The organism is Streptomyces sp. NPDC048018 (assembly GCF_043202995.1).
Lineage (GTDB): Bacteria > Actinomycetota > Actinomycetes > Streptomycetales > Streptomycetaceae > Streptomyces.
Window position 1 is genome coordinate 397,105 of the sequence record NZ_JBIDBK010000005.1, and the last position, 18,703, is coordinate 415,807.

Here is an 18,703-nt window from a genome sequence, read left to right on the forward strand (position 1 = left end):
CGATCGTCACACGAAAGCACTGCCGGGGTGCCTTCGGGCAGCGTAACTTAGCGTCCGAGCCTCCCACGGAGTCATGTTTTCGGCCGCCAGAACTGCATACAGAACTCCCAACCGTCGCCCGCCCGCCAGCCAGCCCAGCCCGCGCACCGCAGAACCGCCGAGGGGTCCCGTGACCGTCCATCCCAGCCTCCAGAACTACGTCGACGCCTGGACCCACTCGCTCGAAGCGATAGCGGAGCTGGTGCAGCCCCTCGTCGAGGGCGAGTGGAATCGCGCCACGCCGTGCCCGGGCTGGTCGGTGCGCGACATCGTCTCCCATGTCATCGGCATGGAGACCGAGATGCTCGGCGACCCCCGCCCGATCCACAGCCTGCCCCGCGACCTCTACCACGTGCGCACGGACTTCGCCCGGTACATGGAGATGCAGGTCGACGTGCGGCGGCACCACACGGCGCCGGAGATGACCTCGGAGCTGGAGTACGTCCTGATCCGCCGGGCCCGGCAGCTGCGCAACGAGAACCGGCAGCCCGACGCCCTGATCCGGGCCCCGCTCGGCGCCGAGCAGACCCTGGAACTGGCCTACCGGATGCGCGCCTTCGACTGCTGGGTGCACGAGCAGGACCTGCGCGCCTCCCTCGGTGTCCCCGGCAACCTGGACTCCCCCGGCGCCTACGTGACCCGCGACGTGCTCCTGGAGGCGCTGCCGCACGTGGTGGCCAAGGAAGCCGGCGCCCCCGCGAATTCGGCGTTCGTCTTCGACGTGAGCGGCCCGGTGGAGTTCCTGCGGACGGTGCGGGTGGACGCGCAGGGCAACGGCTCGGTCGACGGCGCCCCGTCGCTCGGTCCCGCGGTGACGCTGGCGACGGACTGGGAGACGTACGTCCGCCTGGCCTGCGGCCGGGTCCGGCCGGCCGACGTGGCCGACCGGGTCAAGACGGAGGGCGACGAGGACCTGGCGCGGGCGATCCTGGCGAACTTCGCGGTGACGCCGAACTGACCCTTCAGGCCGGTACGTGCACGGCCTCCACCCGGCTGGCGACCAGCCGCTCCCGCTCGCGGCGGGCGGTGCGCGCCTTGAGGCGGAGGATCTGCACCACGCCCAGGGCCTCCAGGACGAAGACGGAGGAGAACGCGATCCGGTAGTCGTCGCCGGTCGCGTCGAGGAGCACGCCGACGGCGAAGAGCGTCGTCATCGAGGCGACGAAGCCGCCCATGTTGACGATGCCCGAGGCGGTGCCCTGGCGCTCCGGCGGATTGGCGGGGCGGGCGAAGTCGAAGCCGATCATCGAGGCCGGACCGCAGGCGCCGAGCACCGCGCAGAGGGTGACGAGCAGCCACATCGGCGCCTGGCCGCCGGGGTAGACGAGGGTGGTGCCCCACAGCAGGGCGGTGGCGGCGACGGTGCCGAGCGCGAGCGGGGCGCGGGCGGTGTGGTGCCGGGCGATGATCTGGCCGTACGCGAGACCCACGGCCATGTTGGAGAGCACCACGAGGGTCAGCAGTGCGCCGGCGGTCCCGCGGTCCAGGCCCTGGTCCTCGACGAGGAAGGGCAGTCCCCACAGCAGCAGGAAGACCATGGCGGGGAACTGGGTGGTGAAGTGCACCCACATGCCGAGCCGGGTGCCGGGCTCCCGCCACGACGCGGCGATCTGGCGGCGGACGAAGGCGGCGCCGGCGTGGTGGACGGGTTCGGGCTCGTACCCCTCGGGGTGGTCCCTGAGGAAGAGCACGAGGATCACGAGGACGAGGACGCCCGCGAGCGAGCTGCCGACGAAGGTGGTGGTCCAGCCGAGGTCGTGCAGGGCGCGGGAGAGGAAGATCGTGGAGACGAGGTTGCCGGCCATCCCGAAGAGGGCGGCGACCTGCCCGATCAGTGGCCCGCGGCGGGCCGGGAACCAGCGGCTGCCGAGCCGCAGCACGCTGATGAAGGTCATCGCGTCGCCGCAGCCGAGCAGGGCACGGGAGGCGAGGGCCATGCCGTACGAGGGGGAGAGCGCGAAGCCCAGCTGTCCGAGGGTGAACAGCAGGACCCCGATGGTCAGCACCTTCTTGGTGCCGAGCCGGTCGACCATGAGGCCGACGGGTATCTGCATGCCGGCGTACACGAGCAGCTGGAGTATGGAGAACGTCGACAGGGCCGAGGCGTTGACGTCGAAGCGCTCGGCGGCGTCGAGCCCGGCGACGCCGAGCGAGGTCCGGAAGATGACGGCGACGAAGTAGACGGCGACGCCGACGCCCCACACCAGCGCGGCCCGGCGGCCGCCCGGCGGGTCGCCGGGCAGGGTGACGGCGGAGCCGAATCCGTCCCGGCTCATCGCTCCTCCCCCCGGACCAGCACCTTGACCCAGCTGAGGTGCTGCCGCACGCAGTGCGCGGCGCCCTCGACGTCCCCGGCCTTGATGCGGTCGAGGATCTCGGCGTGCTCGGTGATGTTCTTGGCGACGCGGTCGGGCTGCGACTGCATGACCGCCACGCCCATGCGCAGCTGCCGGTCCCGTAGCTGGTCGTAGAGCCGCGCCAGTATCTGGTTTCCTGCGTGCTGCACGATCTCGGCGTGGAAGCAGCGGTCGGTGACGGCCACCTCGGCCAGGTCTCCGGCCTCGGCCCGCCGCTTCTGCTCCTCCAGGAGTTCCTCCAGCCGCGCGACCAGGGCCGGCGCGGCGGGCACGGCCCGGCGCACGGCGAACTCCTCGACGAGCAGCCGGGTCTCGACGACGTCCGCGATCTCCTGCGCGGAGACCGCGAGCACGAGCGCGCCCTTCTTGGGGTAGAGCTTGAGCAGCCCTTCCATCTCCAGCTTGAGCAGCGCCTCCCGCACGGGCGTCCGCGAGACTCCGACGGCCTCGGCGAGCTCTCCCTCGGTGAGGAGGGTGCCCCCTTCGTAGCGACGTTCGAGGACGGCCTGCTTGACGTGCATGTAGACGCGATCGGCGGCGGGGGGCTGCTTGGCGGCAGGCTGCTGGGCGGGGGCGGCTGGCATGCACACAGCTTAGATACAACAGGGGTGCAACAGACAGGCCCGTCCGCGATGCGGACGGGCCTGTCTGTCCGTCAGTCGCTCGCCGCCGCGGCGGACCTGGCTCCTCACCCGAAAACGCCCGGCCAGGACATGTCGTCCCGACCGGGCGTTTCACGTGAAACAACGCATCCGGACCGTCAGGCCCAGGTGATGAGCCGCTTCGGCTGCTCCAGGATCGCGGCCACGTCGGCCAGGAACTTGGAGCCGAGTTCGCCGTCGACCAGGCGGTGGTCGAAGGAGAGCGCCAGGGTGGTGACGTGACGCGGCTTCACCTTGCCCTTGTGGACCCAGGGCTGGAGCTTGATCGCGCCGACCGCGAGGATCGCGGACTCGCCCGGGTTCAGGATCGGCGTGCCGGTGTCGACGCCGAAGACGCCGACGTTGGTGATCGTGAAGGTGCCGCCCTGCATGGCCGCCGGGGTGGTCTTGCCCTCGCGGGCGGTGGCGACCAGCTCGCTCAGGGACCGCGACAGCTCCGGAAGGGTCTGGGCGTGCGCGTCCTTGATGTTCGGCACGATCAGACCGCGCGGGGTGGCCGCGGCGATGCCCAGGTTCACGTAGTGCTTGAGCACGATCTCCTGGGCGGCCTCGTCCCAGGACGCGTTGATGTCCGGGTTGCGCTTGGCCGCGACCAGGACCGCCTTGGCGATGAGCAGCAGCGGGTTGACCCGCAGGCCCGCCATGTCCTTGTCGGACTTGAGCTCCTCGACCAGCTTCATCGTGCGCGTGATGTCGAAGGTGATGAACTCGGTGACGTGCGGCGCGGTGAAGGCCGAGCCGACCATCGCCGCCGCCGTGGCCTTCCGCACGCCCTTGATCGGGATACGGGTCTCCCGGGCGTCCGAGGAGGCCGCGGGCGCCGGCACGGCCGCCGCGGCGGGAGCGGGGGCCTCGGCGACCGGGACCGGCTCCACGACCGGAACCGGGGCCGCGACCGGGGCGGCCGCGCGGTGCACGTCGTCCCGGGTGATGACGCCGTCCGGGCCGGTGGGGGTGACCGTCGCCAGATCGACGCCGAGGTCCTTGGCCAGCTTGCGCACCGGCGGCTTGGCCAGCGGGCGGCCGGTCGCGGGACCGTGGCCGTTCAGCTGCCCGGGCACCACCGGGGCGGGCGCGGCGACCTGGGCGGGCGCGGCGACCTGGGCGGGCTCCGCCGCGGACGCCTTGCGGGCGCGCCGCTTGGTGGAGCTCGCGGAGACGCCGTAGCCGACCAGAACCGGCTGGCGGCCCTCCGGCTCGGCCTCGGCGACCGGCTCCGGAGCGGCGGCCGGCTCCGGCGCCGCGACGGCGGCCGGGGCCGCGGGTGCGGCGCCGCCGCCCACGTTCACCGAGATGATGACCTGGCCGACGTCGACCGTGGTGCCCTCGGGGAACAGCAGCTCGTGGACCGTGCCGTCGAACGGGATGGGCAGCTCGACGGCCGCCTTCGCCGTCTCCACCTCGCACACGACCTGCCCGTCGGTGACGGTGTCACCGGGCTGGACGTACCACTTGAGGATCTCGGCCTCGGTCAGGCCCTCCCCCACGTCGGGCATCTTGAATTCGCGGATCGTCACGGTGCTCTCCTCAGTACGCCAGCGAGCGGTCGACGGCGTCGAGCACGCGGTCCAGACCCGGCAGGTACTCCTCCTCCAGGCGCGCCGGCGGGTACGGCGCGTGGTAGCCGCCGACCCGCAGGACGGGGGCCTCCAGGTGGTAGAAGCAGCGCTCGGTGATCCTGGCGGCGATCTCCGCGCCGGAGCCGAAGAACACCGGGGCCTCGTGCACCACGACCAGACGGCGGGTCTTCTCGACCGAGGCCTGGATGGTGTCGAAGTCCAGCGGGGAGATCGAGCGCAGGTCCACGACCTCGATCGACTTGCCCTCCTCGGCGGCGGCCGCGGCCACCTCCAGGCAGGTCTTCACCATCGGGCCGTAGGCGACGAGGGTGAGGTCCGTGCCCTCCCGGGCGACCCGGGCCTTGTGCAGCTCGCCCGGGATGGCCTCGGTGTCGACCTCGCCCTTGTCCCAGTAGCGGCGCTTGGGCTCGAAGAAGATGACGGGGTCGTCGCTCTGGATCGCCTGCTGGAGCATCCAGTAGGCGTCGGAGGAGTTCGCCGGGGTGACCACCTTGAGGCCCGCGACGTGCGCGAAGAGCGACTCGGGGGACTCGGAGTGGTGCTCGACGGCGCCGATGCCACCGCCGTACGGGATGCGGATGACGACCGGCATCTTCACGGTGCCGAGCGAACGGGCCCGCATCTTCGCCAGCTGCGTGACGATCTGGTCGTACGCCGGGAAGACGAAGCCGTCGAACTGGATCTCCACGACCGGGCGGTAGCCGCGCAGGGCGAGGCCGATCGCGGTGCCGACGATGCCGGACTCGGCGAGCGGGGTGTCGACGACCCGGTCCTCGCCGAAGTCCTTCTGCAGACCGTCGGTGATCCGGAAGACGCCGCCGAGCTTGCCGACGTCCAGACCCATGATGACGACCTTGGGGTCGGTCTCCAGGGCCTTGCGGAGCGACTCGTTGAGCGCCTTCGCGAGCGGAAGCTTCTGAACAGCCATGATTACTCGGCCTCTCCGTCCGCGAAGGACGCCTGGTAGGCGGCGAACTGCGCGCGCTCCTCGTCGACGAGCGCGTGCCCGTCCGCGTACACGTTGTCGAACATCGCCATGTGCTCCGGAACGGGCATGGCGCGGACGACCTCACGCACGTGCTTGCCGAGGGCCTCGCTCTCCACCTCGAGCTCCTCGAAGAAGGACGCGTCGGCGTGACCCTCGCGCTCCATGTACGCCTTGAGGCGCAGGATCGGGTCCTTGGCCTCCCAGGCCTCGCGCTCCGCGTCGCGGCGGTAGCGGGTGGGGTCGTCGGAGGTGGTGTGGGCGGCCATGCGGTAGGTGAACGCCTCGATGAGCGTCGGGCCCTCGCCGCGGCGGGCGCGCTCGAGCGCCGAGCGGGTCACGGCCAGGCAGGCGAGGACGTCGTTGCCGTCGACACGGACGCCGGGGAAGCCGAAGCCGCGGGCGCGCTGGTAGAGCGGGACGCGGGTCTGCTTCTCGATGGGCTCGGAGATGGCCCACTGGTTGTTCTGGCAGAAGAACACGACCGGGGCGTTGTAGACCGCGGAGAAGACGAACGACTCGTTGACGTCGCCCTGGCTGGAGGCGCCGTCGCCGAAGTACGCGAGCACGGCGGAGTCCGCGCCGTCCTTGGCGATGCCCATGGCGTAGCCGGTGGCGTGCAGGGTCTGCGAGCCGAGGACGATCGTGTAGAGGTGGAAGTTGTTGCTGCTGGGGTCCCAGCCACCGTTGTTCACACCGCGGAACATGCCGAGGAGGTTGGTGGGGTCGACCCCGCGGCACCAGGCGACGCCGTGCTCGCGATAGGTCGGGAAGACGTAGTCGTCGTCCCGCAGCGCGCGGCCGGAGCCGATCTGGGCGGCCTCCTGGCCCAGCAGCGAGGCCCACAGGCCCAGCTCGCCCTGGCGCTGCAGGGCGGTGGCCTCGGAGTCGAAGCGGCGGGTGAGGACCATGTCGCGGTAGAGGCCGCGCAGCTCCTCGGCGCTCAGGTCGATGTCGTACTCGGGGTGCTGGACGCGCTCCCCTTCGGGCGTCAGCAGCTGTACGAGCTCGGGCTCGGCGCTCTCCGCGGCCGGCGCCTTCTTGGCGCTGGCGCTGGTGGTGCGCTTGGTGCCGCTGCTGCGTCGCGTCGTCTTGCGCGCGGCAGTGCTCTCCACGGTCACGTGCGTGCTCCTCCGTCGGTCCGGCCCCCGGGTTCGCCGGGTGGGCCAGTGCGGCTCTCCGCCTTATCCGTACCCTTCGCACGGGGTGGGTGCGACGCGGCCGGGGTCGGGCGTGACAGGTGCCCCGGCGAACGCCGTCATAGGCACGTTACCCACAGCGCAACATTTCTGCGAAACCCCATTTGACCTGCGATTTTGCTTGGATTTCCAAGTAAATCGAGAAATGGGGGACTCAGCCCTGGTCAGCGCGATGACAACGGGCCCGACGCCGTCGTCGGAACACCCGGCACGTTATCCCGGGCACCCCGGGCGCGGGAAGAGCCAATATGTGAGACTGGCTGCGTGCGCGAAGAGGGAAAAATCCGGGTATTTCTGCTGGACGACCATGAAGTCGTGCGGCGCGGCGTCCACGAGCTGCTCTCCGTGGAGGGCGACATCGAGGTGGTCGGCGAGGCCGGTACCGCCGCAGACGCCCTGGTCAGGATCCCTGCGACGCGCCCCGACGTCGCCGTGCTCGACGTCCGGCTCCCGGACGGCAGCGGCGTCGAGGTCTGCCGCGAGGTCCGCTCGCAGGACGATGCGGTGAAGTGCCTGATGCTCACCTCGTACGCGGACGACGAAGCCCTCTTCGACGCGATCATGGCCGGAGCCTCGGGCTACGTCCTGAAGGCCATCCGGGGCAACGAGCTCCTCAGCGCCGTCCGGGACGTCGCCGCGGGCAAGTCGCTGCTCGACCCGGTGGCCACCGCGCGGGTCCTGGAGCGGCTGCGGGACGGCAACCGCCCCAAGGGCGACGACCGGCTCGCCCACCTCACCGAGCAGGAGCGCCGGATCCTCGATCTGATCGGCGAGGGCCTGACCAACCGGGCCATCGGCGAACGGCTCCACCTCGCGGAGAAGACGATCAAGAACTACGTCTCCAGCCTGCTGTCGAAGCTGGGCATGGAGCGGCGTTCCCAGGCCGCCGCGTACGTGGCGAGGATGCAGGCCGAGCGGCACTGAGCCCACCCCGCCGGGCCGGTTCACCCGAAAGGGTCAGGCCGGGCCGGACGGCCCGCATTCGGGACCTACGTCCCCGGGAAACGGGGCGGGGGCCCCTTCCCGGCACGACGCCGGCGGCGGAGAGTGGAAGGCATGTCCACCGAGGAGATCCGCGCCATCGAGCTGCTGGACCGCGTGCCGTACGGGCGCGTGGCCACCAGCATGCGGGCGATGCCGTTCGTCGCCCCGGCCCGGCACATCGTGACCGCCGACGGCGTCCTGCTCCGCCTCCACCGGGGCCTCGGCTACCACCGCGCCTGCGCCGGCAGCGTCGTCGCCTACAGCGCGGACAACCTCACCTCCGGCGCCGAGCAGCTGTGGTCCGTGCAGTTCACCGGCACCGCGGAGATCGTCGAGCCCACCGGCGGGCAGCTGGCGGCCTTCGGACCGGCCCCCCGCTCGGTGGACGGAGAACCCTTCGACCCGGTCTACCTGCGCATCGAGCCCCGGTTCGTCACCGTGCACACCCTCGACTGCCCGCCCGAACGGACGACGGCGCCCCCCGCTCCCGCCGCCGCCCCCGCCCGTCCGGCAGAGCGACATCTCCACCACGTAGCGTGATCTAACATCTGGGGAGTGCCGCGCTCATCTGTACCCCCGGCGTCCTCGGGCGCCTGCTCCTCCACGCCCCTCGCCCCGCCCGTCGGCGCCCTGCTGCGCCGCTACACGGACGCCGGCGAGCCGCTGTCCTGCCAGCCCGTCGCGCAGGGGCTCCTCAACCGCGGCTACCGACTCGCGACGACCCGCGGCTGCTACTTCCTCAAACAGCACCTGGACGCGCGCACGGCCGACCGGGACACCATCGCGCGGCAACACCGGGCCACCCAGCGGCTGCACGCGCTCGGCGTGCCCGTCGCCCCGCCGCTGCCCGACTCCGCCGGGCGCACGGTCGCCGTCATCGGGGGCCACTGCTACGCGCTGCACCCCTGGGTCGACGGGCGGCACCGGGACGGCGCCCAGCTCTCCGCCGCCGGGTCCCGGCGGCTCGGCACCCTGCTCGGGCAGGTGCACACCGGCCTGGAGCGGGTGATGGAGTCGCCGTCGGCGGACTCCGGCCACGAGAGCGCCCGCCCGGAGGACACCTTCCGGCTCATCGACGAGCTGCTGCGCCTGGTCCGCGCCCGCCGGCCGAGGGACGGCTTCGACGAGCTCGCCGAGCACCGGCTGCGGGAACGCCGGGTGCTGCTCGCCGCCCATGCCCACCGCCGGCCGCCGGCCGCCGCCGCGACCGGCTGGGTGCACGGCGACTTCCACCCCTTCAACCTGCTCTACCGGGGCGCCGAACCGGCCGCGATCGTGGACTGGGACCGCCTGGACGTCCGGCCACGCGCCGAGGAGGCGGTCCGGGCCGCCGCGATCTTCTTCGTGCGTCCGGGCGGGGAGCTGGCCCTGGACAAGGTGCGGGCGTACGCGCGGGCGTACCGGCGCGCGGCGGGTGTGGACCGGGCCGAGCTGGCGGCCGCGGTGGACCGGGTGTGGTGGGAGCGGCTGAACGACTTCTGGACGCTGCGCTGGCGCTACCAGCGGCACGACCGCAGGGCCGATCCGCAGTTCCCCGCGGTGTCGGCCCTGGCGGTGTGGTGGACCCGTGAGTACGAGGCGGTGCGCGACGCGTTCACGAGCTGAACCCGGGTCAGGGGGTGGTGCCGGTCCCCGTGCCCGTGGTGGTGCCGGCCGTGGTGCCCGTGGACGTACCGGTCGAGGTGCCCGTGGACGTGCCCGTCGAGGTGCCCGTGGACGTACCGGACGAGGTGCCCGTGGACGTGCCCGTCGAGGTGCCCGTCGAGGAGCCCTCGGTGGTCCCCTCCGTGCCCGTGCCCTCGGTCGAGCCCTCGCTCGTCCCCGTGCTGCCGCCGTCGGTGCTGTCCGTGGGATCGGTCGACGGCTCGCCCGTCGGGGGCTGCTCGGTCGACGGGTCGACCGTCGGCGGGTTCGTGGGCGCCCAGGTCTGCTGGTTGCCACCCGAGGAGGAGTCGGGGCTCTCGGTCTCCTCGGACGGCTCCTCGGACGGGGTGGGCGACTCCTCCTGGGTGGAGGGCGAGTCGGTGACCGCCGGCGGCTTCGTGCCGCCGCCGCCGTTCTTGTCGCCGGCCTTGTCGATCGCGTACGCGACCCCGGCGACGATCGCGACCAGCGCGAGCGCGACGAAGAGCAGCAGCTTGGCGCGGCCTCCCGGGCGCTTGCCGCCCTGCGCGCCGTAGCCGCCGTCCGGGCCGTAGCCGCCGGGCGTCCCGTCGTAGCCGCCGTCGTCGGGGTTCACCGGCGGCAGGATCGGCCCCTGCGAGGTGTCGTAGTGCGGCGCGTGGCCGGGGTGGCCGCCCATCACCGTGGTCGCGGTGACGCCGCCGCCCGGGGTGTGCGGGCCCTCGTACATCTCGACCGGGCCGGTGTTCCACATGCCGGTGTGGCCGCCCTGCTCCTGGAGCATCGTCAGCCCGTACTGGATCAGGCCGCGCATCTCCTCGGCGCTCTGGAACCGGTCGTCCGGGTCCTTCGCGAGGGAGCGCATGACCAGACCGTCGAGCTCCGGGGGCGCCGCCTGGGCGACCTCGGACGGCGGGACCGGGGTGTCCTGGACGTGCTGGTAGACCACCGACAACGGTGTCTCGCCGGTGAACGGGGGGCGCAGCGCGAGCAGTTCGTAGAGGAGACAGCCCGTCGCGTACAGGTCGGAGCGGTGGTCGACGGCCTTGCCGAGCGCCTGCTCGGGGGAGAGGTACTGCGGCGTGCCCATGACCATGCCGGTCTGGGTCATGGTCGACTGCGCCCCGTGCAGGGCGCGGGCGATGCCGAAGTCCATGACCTTGACGGCGCCGGTGTGGGTGATGATGACGTTCGCCGGCTTGATGTCGCGGTGCACGATGCCGTGCTGATGGGAGTAGGCGAGCGCCTCCAGGACGCCGGAGACGATGATCAGGGCCTGCTCGGGCCCGGGCGCCTCGGCGCTGATCAGCAGGTCGCGGATGGTGCGGCCCTCGACCAGCTCCATGACGATGTACGGCACGGACTGATTGCCGACGACGTCCTCGCCGGAGTCGTAGACGGCCACGATCGCGTGGTGGTTGAGGCCGGCGACCGACTGCGCCTCCCGCGTGAAGCGGGCCTTGGAGACCGGGTCCTCGGCGAGATCGGGGCGCAGCAGCTTCACGGCGACGGTGCGCCCGAGACGCACGTCCTCAGCCGCGAACACCTCGGCCATGCCGCCGCGTCCGAGACGGTGGGTCAGCCGGTAACGCCCGTCGCCGACGACGCCTCCGAGGCCCCACGACTCGGCGGAAGGGTCCGGCACACCGCCACCTGCTCCGGATTCGGGTGCCATCAGTCCTCGCCGTCGTCTCTCGTGCCGTGTCCAGTCGTCACGCTACAGGCTCCGTGCGACATCACGGTCCGCGATGGACGGGCCATCTCACTCCCCGCACGTACACCTGTGCAAATTCCAGGGCGTTCCTGTCACACCTGCGCGACGTTTCCGTGCGGAGGGTCACGGAACGGGCACCGAAAGGGTGCGCCGCTTGACGTGTCACCGCCCTGGGGCAGACTTGGCCGGGAATATTCGGGATCAGCGCCGCCGCGCGCGCGTAGGGGGAAGCACGAGATGAGCCAGGACGGCGCACAGGGCCGCTATGCGGGCGGTTCGGTCGCGGGCGGCCGGTACCAGCTGCGCGACCTGCTCGGCGAGGGCGGCATGGCGTCGGTGTACCTGGCGTACGACAGCGCGCTCGACCGCCAGGTCGCCATCAAGACGCTGCACACCGAGCTCGGCCGCGAACAGTCGTTCCGCGAACGCTTCCGGCGTGAGGCGCAGGCTGTTGCGAAGTTGTCGCACACGAACATCGTCTCGGTCTTCGACACCGGCGAGGACACCCTCGACGGCGCCGTGATGCCGTACATCGTCATGGAGTACGTGGAGGGCCAGCCGCTCGGATCGGTGCTCGGCGCGGACATCCAGCAGTACGGCGCGATGCCGGCCGACAAGGCGCTGAAGGTCACCGCCGACGTGCTCGCGGCCCTGGAGACCAGCCACGAAATGGGCCTGGTCCACCGGGACATCAAGCCGGGCAACGTGATGATGACCAAGCGCGGCGTGGTCAAGGTCATGGACTTCGGCATCGCCCGCGCCATGCAGTCCGGCGTCACCTCGATGACGCAGACCGGCATGGTCGTCGGCACCCCCCAGTACCTGTCGCCCGAACAGGCCCTGGGCCGCGCCGTCGACGCCCGCTCCGACCTGTACTCGGTCGGCATCATGCTCTTCCAGCTGCTGACGGGCCGGCTGCCCTTCGACGCGGACTCGCCGCTCGCCATCGCCTACGCGCACGTCCAGGAGGAGCCGGTCGCACCGTCCTCGGTGAACCGGGCGGTGACCCCGGCGATGGACGCCCTGGTGGCCCGTGCGCTGAAGAAGAACCCGAACGAGCGTTTCCCCAGCGCCGCCGCGATGCGCGACGAGTGCCTGCGGGTGATGTCGGCCGGCCACACCGGTGCTCCGGTCATCGTCGCGGGCGGCCCGGTCCAGAGCGGTTCGGGCGTCGGCTCCGCGGTCTTCCCGCCGGTCGGCCAGACCCCGCCGCCGGCCACGCACGGCGTCCAGACGCCGTACCAGCCGCACCCGGCCGGCTATCCGACGCCGCACCCGACCGCGCAGCCCGGCCCGTACGGCCCGCCGACCCCGGCCCCGTCGTACGGCTATCCGCAGCAGGCCCCGACCCCGGCCCCGGTGCCCGCCTACCAGACCCCGGCGCCGACGCCCTCCCACTCCTCGCCGTACACCGTGCAGCAGAGCTCCCCGGGCGGCGGCGGTGGCGGCTCGCAGAACCGGACGAACAAGATCGCCATCGGTGCGATCGGCCTCCTGGTGGTCATCGGTGTGATCGTGGGCGTCTCGCTCATGGACAAGGACCCGGACGACAACGCGGGCGGGAACGACCCGAGCCAGACCACCAGCAGCGCTCCCGGTCACAAGGGTCCGGACTACTCGAAGACCATCGAGACGAAGAAGTGCCTGGAGCCGACCGAGTCGAGCAGCGACCCGGACAAGTTCGAGGTGCCCGACTTCACGTACAAGAACATCCAGTCCGTGAAGGCGTGCATCCAGGCGGCCGGCTGGAAGGTGAAGGCCGAGTCGTCGGTCGACGAGGCCACGTACGGCCAGGGCACGGTCATCACCCAGTACCCGCGCCAGGGCACGGACATCAGCAAGGAGGACGCCGAGTTCACGCTCGAGGTGTCCACCGGCAACCCGGCGCAGTAGGCGCACCGGGCGCCCCCGTCGCACCGGTGCGGTGCGACGGTACGCACCGCACCCGGCCCGGCGACGACCGAGGTCGTCGACACCGTCCCGGACGGCCGCCCCCGGGCGGACCTGTCCGGGATGCCGTGTTTCTCCCGACATGTGACGCTGAGTCGAACAACTCGGCGGCTCAGTACGGGAGGGGGTCACCCGGTGACTCCAGGACCAGGTCCTCGTGCGCGGGCGGTCGCGCCCGTCCTCGCCTGCTGGCTCGCGGCAGGCGCGGTCTGCTCCGTCGCCCACGGGCCCGTCGCGTACGCCGCCGAGGCCACGCCCGGCGGCGGGCGCACCGCCACCGCGACGGCGCATCCCCCGTCGGCCACCCCCCGCCCCCCGGTGTCCGCGACCGCCTCCCCGCGCCCGACGGCGACGCCCTCCCCCTCGGCGCCCTCCTCGACCGTCTCCCCCGCCCCCGCGCCGAGCGGCTCCGCCGCCACCGGCGACTCCCCGGACGCCTCCGAGCCGACCGACCCGGACGAGCCCTCCGAGCCTGCCGGGCCCAGCACGACCGCCTCCTTCGCGGGGCGCCCGGCGGGGGAGGGCAGGCCGCGCCCCGGGCGACCCGCCGCCGCCCCCTCGTCGGGGGCCCCACAGAGCCCCGCAGCGCCCGCTCGTACCAAAACCGCAACAGAGGACGAGTCCGCGGCGGAGTCCGACGAGGAGATCGGAGCGGTACCCGAGACGGACGCGCCGGCCGCGGAGAGCTCGGACGCCGAGGCGCCGGCGGCCGCGCAGCGGATCGGCGCCGAAGCCACCGACACCCTCTCCGACCGGCGGATTCCCGTGCTGACCCTGGGGGTCGGGCTGGCCCTGATGGGACTCGGCATCGGTTTCCTCGGGGTCCGGATGCGGCGGCGCTGACGCGTCGCGGCGGCCCGGGTCCTCCTTGAGTCGGACCTCCCGGGTCCCTCTCAGGACGCTTGCCGGTCTCGACTTACTCGGTATACATACTCGGTATGTCGATCCGCCACGGGCTTCTCGCCCTCCTCGAACACGGCCCGCGCTACGGCTCCCAGCTCCGCACGGAGTTCGAGTCCCGCACCGGTTCCACGTGGCCGCTGAACGTGGGCCAGGTCTACACGACCCTCAGCCGGCTCGAACGGGACGGGATGATCGCGCAGGACGGCGAGGACGGAGCCGGCCACGCGCTCTACGCGATCACCGACTCCGGTCGCGCCGAGCTGCGCAGCTGGTTCGAGAATCCCGTCGACCGCACCAGCCCGGCCCGGGACGAGCTGGCCATCAAGCTCGCCATGGCCGTCGGGGCGCCCGGGGTCGACATCCGCGACGTCATCCAGTCCCAGCGCCGGCACACCGTGAAGGCCATGCAGGACTACACCCGGCTCAAGGCGCAGGCCCTCGCCGCCGTCGAGAGGAACGGGGCCCGGGAGCGCGACGACGTCGCCTGGCTGCTCGTCCTGGAGCAGCTGATCTTCCAGACGGAGGCGGAGGCGCGGTGGCTCGACCACTGCGAGGCCCGGCTGATCCGCCTCTCGGCGGCAGCGGCCGCGGCCCCGGAGGCCGCCCCGTCACCGCCCCCGCCGACCCCACCGCACGACACCGCCCCGGCGCGGGCCGCCTCGAAGGCCCCGGGGCGCTGAGGGTCCAGGGCTGAGGGCCCAGGGCTGAGGGCCCGGGGGGGCGCTGAGGGCTCAGGGCTGAGAACCCAGAGGGCCTGGGGCGCTGAGAGCCCGGGGCGTCCGACGCCTCGCGTCCCCACCGCCCGCTCGCACCCCGCCCGACCACCGCGTTCTCACCGCTCCACCGACGTACCGACACCGCACCACCGCTGTTTCCCGTGCTTCACCACCGTTCCACCACCCGACCACACCACCCGACCACACCACCCGACCAGACCCAGACCGTACGCACGGCGCCGTCGACGACCGCTCCGCACAGCACCGTTCGCCGGGCGTACCCCGAGGGGGATTCATGTCCACACAGCAGCAGCCCGTGCTGCGTCTGCAGCACCTGACCCGCGTCCACGGCGCGGGCGCCACCGAGGTGCACGCCCTGCGCGGCATCGACCTCGATGTCTACCCCGGTGAACTCGTCGCCGTCATGGGCCCGTCCGGCTCCGGCAAGTCGACGCTGCTCACCATCGCCGGCGGCCTCGACGCCCCCACCTCCGGCCAGGTGATCGTCGAAGGCACCGACATCACCGGTGTGGGCGCCAAGGAGCTCGCCGCCCTGCGCCGCCGCAGCATCGGCTACGTCTTCCAGGACTACAACCTCATCCCGGCCCTCACCGCCGCCGAGAACGTGGCCCTGCCCCGCGAGCTGGACGGCGTGTCCGCCCGCAAGGCCCGCACCGAGGCCCTCGCCGCCCTCGCCGAGATGGACCTCGGGCATCTCGCCGAGCGCTTCCCCGACGAGATGTCCGGCGGCCAGCAGCAGCGCGTGGCCATCGCCCGCGCCCTGGTCGGCGACCGCCGCCTCGTCCTCGCCGACGAGCCCACCGGCGCCCTCGACTCCGAGACCGGCGAGTCCGTCCTGGCCCTGCTGCGCTCCCGCTGCGACGCCGGCGCCGCCGGCATCCTGGTCACCCACGAACCGCGGTTCGCCGCCTGGGCCGACCGCGTCGTCTTCCTGCGGGACGGCGCCGTCGTCGACCAGACCGTACGCAGCGAGGCCGACTCGCTCCTGACCGGCCGGGCGGCGCAGCAGTGACGACCTGGTTCCACTCCTGGCGGGCCGCGGTCCGCATCGCCCGCCGTGACGCCTGGCGCTCCAAGGGACGCAGCTTCCTGGTCCTGGCCATGATCGCCCTGCCGATCCTCGGTGTGAGCGCCTTCGACCTGACGGTCCGCAGCTCCGAACTCTCCACCGCGCAGCAGCTGGAACGGTCCATAGGCGCGGCCGACGCCCTGTTCACCGACGGCCACGTCGACGGTGTGCCGCTCCTGCAGGACCCCAAGGGCGACCAGAGCACACCGGCCGAGGACTACGACAGCGCGAACAAGCCCTGGCCCAGCGGCTCCACGGACGTCAGGAAGGCCATCCCGGCCGGCTCGACGGTCCTCACCGACAGCTCCGGCAGCGCCAAGCTGACCACCACCCACGGACTGCTCCACACCGAGGTACGCGAGCTGAAGGCCGCCGACCCGGTCGCCCGGGGCATCATGCGGCTTCGCGAGGGCCGCTTCCCGGAGAAGACCGACGAGATCGCCGCGACCACGGCCTTCCTGGAGAGCAGCGGACTGACGGTCGGCTCCACCCTGACCGCCCGCGGCTTCGACCGCACGTACACGATCACCGGCGCGTACGAACTGCCCAGCGACCTCAAGGCCGCGCAGGTCAACGCCCTGCCCGGCGCCTTCCTCGGCGCCTACGGCCAGGCCGTGGAAAAGGCCGGCATCCCGAAGCCCGACGTCTCCACCACGTACCTGGTGAAGAAGTCCGGTGGTTTCACGTGGAACACGGTCCAGGAGATCAACAAGAAGGGCGTCGTGGTCACCTCGCGGGCCGTGGCCCTGGCCCCGCCCGCCGACTCCGAGGTCCCGCTCTACCAGAAGGACGGCTGGAGCACCTACCAGGAGAGCCCGGCCGCCCGCGCCGCCGCGCTCGCCGCGCTCGGCACCGTCGTCGGCCTGGCGATGCTGGAGATCTGCCTGCTCGCCGGTCCCGCCTTCGCCGTCGGCGCCCGCCGCTCCCGCCGCCAGCTCGGCCTGGTCGGCGCCAACGGCGGTGCCCGCAGTCACATCCGGGCCATCGTGCTGAGCGGCGGCCTCGTCATCGGTGTGGCCTCGGCCGTGGTCGGCACGGTCCTCGCCCTGATCCTCACCTTCGCCCTCCGGCCCTATCTGGAGGAGTACATGGGTCAGCGGTTCGGCGGCTTCACCGTCAAACCGCTGGAGATCCTCGCCATCGCCGGGCTCGCCGTCCTCACCGGCCTGCTCGCCGCGATCGTCCCGGCCGTCACCGCGTCCCGCCAGACCGTCCTCGCCTCCCTGACCGGGCGACGCGGCGTCCGCCGCAGCAGCCGGGTCCTGCCGCTGGTCGGCCTCGCCGCCGTCCTGCTCGGCGGCGCGATCGCCCTTTACGGCTCGGTCGTCACCGACCAGCTGTTCGTCGTCGCGGGGGGCTCCGCGATCGCCGAGCTGGGCGTGGTGGCCATGACGCCCGCCCTGGTCGGCCTCTTCGGACGCACCGGCCGCTGGCTGCCGCTCTCGCCGCGCCTCGCCCTGCGCGACGCCGTACGCAACCGGGGCCGTACGGCTCCCGCCGTCGCCGCCGTCCTGGCGGCCGTCGCGGGCACCGTGGCCGTCTCCACCTACGCCGCGAGCCGTGACGCCCAGGACCTGGCCGGATACCACCCGAGCCTGCCGTACGGCGCGGTCTCCGTGCTCGTCACGGAGGAGGGCGGCCGGGACGCCGCCACGGCCCGGGACGCCGTGCAGCGCACCCTGCCCGTCGACCTCCGCGCCGACGTCTCCCGCATCTCCGTCGGCAAGCCCGGCTGCCCGCCCTGGGGCGGCAGCCCCGGCTGCGGCCGCTACGAGGTGGTCATCCCGCCCGCCAACGAGTGCCCGCTGTGGGCGGCCGGCGCCGACGGCACCGACCCCGCGGAGAAGTTCACCAAGGAGCAGCGGCGTGCCCTCGCGAAGGACTGGCGCTGCACGTCCGATCCCCAGAGCGGATCGATCTCCGTCGAGAGCGGCCTCCTGATCGCCGACGGCCGGCTCCTCACCGTCCTCGGCATCGACGACCCCGGCGCCGCCCGGGCCCTCGCCGACGGCAGGTTCGTGAGCTTCTCCCGCGCCCAGGTCGACGGGACCGGCAAGGTCGGCGTCAAGCTGATCACCGACAACGAGGCCGCCGACCGCGCCGCCGAGCAGCACAAGCCGGTGCCCGGCGAGACCAAGTCCTTCCCCGCCTACCAGGTGCCCGGCTCCCCGGCCTCCTATGGCGTCGCCGGCCTGATCAGCCCCGACGCGGCCAAGGCCGCCGGCCTGAGCACGGTCCCGCTCGGCTCCTTCTTCACCACCGACCACCTGCCGAACTCCGAGCAGAGCCAGAAGCTCGACGCCGAACTCGCCAAGATCGGCAGCGACGTCGACCTGGTCGTGGAGGAGGGCTTCGTCAGCAAGAACAGCATCGTGCTGCTGGCGCTGACCGTCTTCGCCGGCCTCGTCACCATCGGCGCCGCCGGCATCGCCACCGGCCTCGCCCAGGCCGACGCGGAAGCCGACCTGAAGACGCTCGCCGCGGTCGGTGCGCCGCCCCGGGTGCGCCGGACGCTGAGCGGCTTCCAGTGCGGTGTGGTCGCCGCGATGGGCGTGGTCCTGGGATCCGCCGCCGGCGTGCTGCCCGCGGTCGGCCTGCGGCTCACCGAGGAGCGGCAGGAGAGGCACTTCTACCAGGAGGCCCTCGACAACGGCTGGGGCATCTCGGACACCCCGCCGTACGTGCCGGTCGTCGTCCCCTGGGAGACGCTCGCCGCGCTCCTCGTGGCCGTGCCGCTCGGCGCCGCCCTGCTCGCCGCCCTGGTGACCCGCTCCCGCGGGGCGCTGGCCCGCCGCGCCGCGCACTGACGGGACCGCGGGATCCGTTGCCGTGCTGTGCCCCTGGAAAAGGGTGGATCACCCTCTTCCAGGGGCACACCGTGTGATGAGGCGTGTGTGCGAG

Annotated in this window: 15 protein-coding genes; 9 read left to right on the forward strand and 6 right to left on the reverse strand. The window is 72.5% G+C overall.

The annotated features are described in order from the left end of the window. Positions 1-169 precede the first annotated feature (169 nt). The gene (locus ACGF1Z_RS21720; RefSeq protein WP_393006357.1) at positions 170-997 is read left to right on the forward strand and encodes a maleylpyruvate isomerase family mycothiol-dependent enzyme; all 828 of its coding nucleotides are present in this window, start codon (positions 170-172) and stop codon (positions 995-997) included. A gap of 4 nt (positions 998-1,001) precedes the next feature. Here the strand turns inward: ACGF1Z_RS21720 and ACGF1Z_RS21725 are convergent, their stop codons facing one another. The 5 genes from ACGF1Z_RS21725 to pdhA all read right to left on the reverse strand — a co-directional run bounded on the left by ACGF1Z_RS21725 (position 1,002) and on the right by pdhA (position 6,744). After that, complete coding sequence (locus ACGF1Z_RS21725; RefSeq protein WP_393006359.1) at positions 1,002-2,315, reverse strand: nitrate/nitrite transporter; 1,314 nt, start codon at positions 2,313-2,315, stop codon at positions 1,002-1,004. Continuing rightward, complete coding sequence (locus ACGF1Z_RS21730) at positions 2,312-2,980, reverse strand: GntR family transcriptional regulator (protein ID WP_393006361.1); 669 nt, start codon at positions 2,978-2,980, stop codon at positions 2,312-2,314. The genes ACGF1Z_RS21725 and ACGF1Z_RS21730 overlap by 4 nt, the downstream gene beginning before the upstream one ends. A 176-nt stretch (positions 2,981-3,156) precedes the next feature. Next, the gene (locus ACGF1Z_RS21735; RefSeq protein ID WP_393006918.1) at positions 3,157-4,554 is read right to left on the reverse strand and encodes a dihydrolipoamide acetyltransferase family protein; all 1,398 of its coding nucleotides are present in this window, start codon (positions 4,552-4,554) and stop codon (positions 3,157-3,159) included. A 31-nt stretch (positions 4,555-4,585) separates the two neighbouring features. Next, positions 4,586-5,566, reverse strand: a complete 981-nt coding sequence (locus ACGF1Z_RS21740) for an alpha-ketoacid dehydrogenase subunit beta (protein WP_030692395.1) — start codon at positions 5,564-5,566, stop codon at positions 4,586-4,588. Between the two features lie 2 nt (positions 5,567-5,568). Next, positions 5,569-6,744, reverse strand: a complete 1,176-nt coding sequence (pdhA, locus tag ACGF1Z_RS21745) for a pyruvate dehydrogenase (acetyl-transferring) E1 component subunit alpha (protein WP_393006364.1) — start codon at positions 6,742-6,744, stop codon at positions 5,569-5,571. Between the two features lie 342 nt (positions 6,745-7,086). Here pdhA and ACGF1Z_RS21750 point away from each other — a divergent pair, with 342 nt between their 5' ends. The 3 genes from ACGF1Z_RS21750 (at position 7,087) to ACGF1Z_RS21760 (ending at position 9,411) form a co-directional block, all read left to right on the forward strand. Next, positions 7,087-7,746 carry a response regulator gene (locus ACGF1Z_RS21750; RefSeq protein WP_393006366.1) on the forward strand — a complete coding sequence of 220 codons (660 nt, stop codon included), beginning with the start codon at positions 7,087-7,089 and terminating at the stop codon, positions 7,744-7,746. A 132-nt stretch (positions 7,747-7,878) separates the two neighbouring features. Next, positions 7,879-8,346, forward strand: coding sequence for a pyridoxamine 5'-phosphate oxidase family protein (locus tag ACGF1Z_RS21755; protein ID WP_393006368.1), 468 nt, complete (start codon positions 7,879-7,881; stop codon positions 8,344-8,346). Between the two features lie 15 nt (positions 8,347-8,361). After that, positions 8,362-9,411, forward strand: coding sequence for a phosphotransferase (locus ACGF1Z_RS21760; protein WP_393006370.1), 1,050 nt, complete (start codon positions 8,362-8,364; stop codon positions 9,409-9,411). Positions 9,412-9,418: 7 nt separating this feature from the next. Here the strand turns inward: ACGF1Z_RS21760 and ACGF1Z_RS21765 are convergent, their stop codons facing one another. After that, positions 9,419-11,104, reverse strand: coding sequence for a protein kinase (locus ACGF1Z_RS21765; RefSeq protein ID WP_393006372.1), 1,686 nt, complete (start codon positions 11,102-11,104; stop codon positions 9,419-9,421). A gap of 276 nt (positions 11,105-11,380) precedes the next feature. Between ACGF1Z_RS21765 and ACGF1Z_RS21770 the strand changes: the two genes are divergently transcribed. From ACGF1Z_RS21770 to ACGF1Z_RS21790, 5 genes are all read left to right on the forward strand, one after another. Further along, the gene (locus tag ACGF1Z_RS21770) at positions 11,381-13,036 is read left to right on the forward strand and encodes a protein kinase (RefSeq protein ID WP_393006375.1); all 1,656 of its coding nucleotides are present in this window, start codon (positions 11,381-11,383) and stop codon (positions 13,034-13,036) included. A 192-nt stretch (positions 13,037-13,228) separates the two neighbouring features. Continuing rightward, entirely contained in the window at positions 13,229-13,936 is a 708-nt protein-coding gene (locus ACGF1Z_RS21775; RefSeq protein ID WP_393006377.1) for a hypothetical protein, read from the forward strand. A gap of 95 nt (positions 13,937-14,031) precedes the next feature. After that, a complete protein-coding gene (locus ACGF1Z_RS21780) occupies positions 14,032-14,676 on the forward strand; it encodes a PadR family transcriptional regulator (protein WP_393006379.1) in 645 nt (214 codons plus the stop codon). Between the two features lie 331 nt (positions 14,677-15,007). Beyond that, entirely contained in the window at positions 15,008-15,745 is a 738-nt protein-coding gene (locus ACGF1Z_RS21785; protein ID WP_393006381.1) for an ABC transporter ATP-binding protein, read from the forward strand. Beyond that, complete coding sequence (locus tag ACGF1Z_RS21790) at positions 15,742-18,609, forward strand: FtsX-like permease family protein (RefSeq protein ID WP_393006383.1); 2,868 nt, start codon at positions 15,742-15,744, stop codon at positions 18,607-18,609. Before ACGF1Z_RS21785 ends, ACGF1Z_RS21790 begins: the two co-directional genes overlap by 4 nt. The last annotated feature ends 94 nt before the right edge of the window (positions 18,610-18,703 follow it).

What these genes read in the sequence shown, in the direction of transcription:
- ACGF1Z_RS21785 (WP_393006381.1), top strand. Translation starts at nt 15,008, where the DNA reads ATGTCCACACAGCAGCAGCCCGTGCTGCGTCTGCAGCACCTGACCCGC.
- ACGF1Z_RS21725 (WP_393006359.1), bottom strand. Translation starts at nt 2,315, where the DNA reads ATGAGCCGGGACGGATTCGGCTCCGCCGTCACCCTGCCCGGCGACCCG.
- ACGF1Z_RS21735 (WP_393006918.1), bottom strand. Translation starts at nt 4,554, where the DNA reads ATGCCCGACGTGGGGGAGGGCCTGACCGAGGCCGAGATCCTCAAGTGG.
- ACGF1Z_RS21740 (WP_030692395.1), bottom strand. Translation starts at nt 5,566, where the DNA reads ATGGCTGTTCAGAAGCTTCCGCTCGCGAAGGCGCTCAACGAGTCGCTC.
- ACGF1Z_RS21780 (WP_393006379.1), top strand. Translation starts at nt 14,032, where the DNA reads ATGTCGATCCGCCACGGGCTTCTCGCCCTCCTCGAACACGGCCCGCGC.
- ACGF1Z_RS21765 (WP_393006372.1), bottom strand. Translation starts at nt 11,104, where the DNA reads ATGGCACCCGAATCCGGAGCAGGTGGCGGTGTGCCGGACCCTTCCGCC.
- ACGF1Z_RS21770 (WP_393006375.1), top strand. Translation starts at nt 11,381, where the DNA reads ATGAGCCAGGACGGCGCACAGGGCCGCTATGCGGGCGGTTCGGTCGCG.
- ACGF1Z_RS21730 (WP_393006361.1), bottom strand. Translation starts at nt 2,980, where the DNA reads ATGCCAGCCGCCCCCGCCCAGCAGCCTGCCGCCAAGCAGCCCCCCGCC.
- ACGF1Z_RS21755 (WP_393006368.1), top strand. Translation starts at nt 7,879, where the DNA reads ATGTCCACCGAGGAGATCCGCGCCATCGAGCTGCTGGACCGCGTGCCG.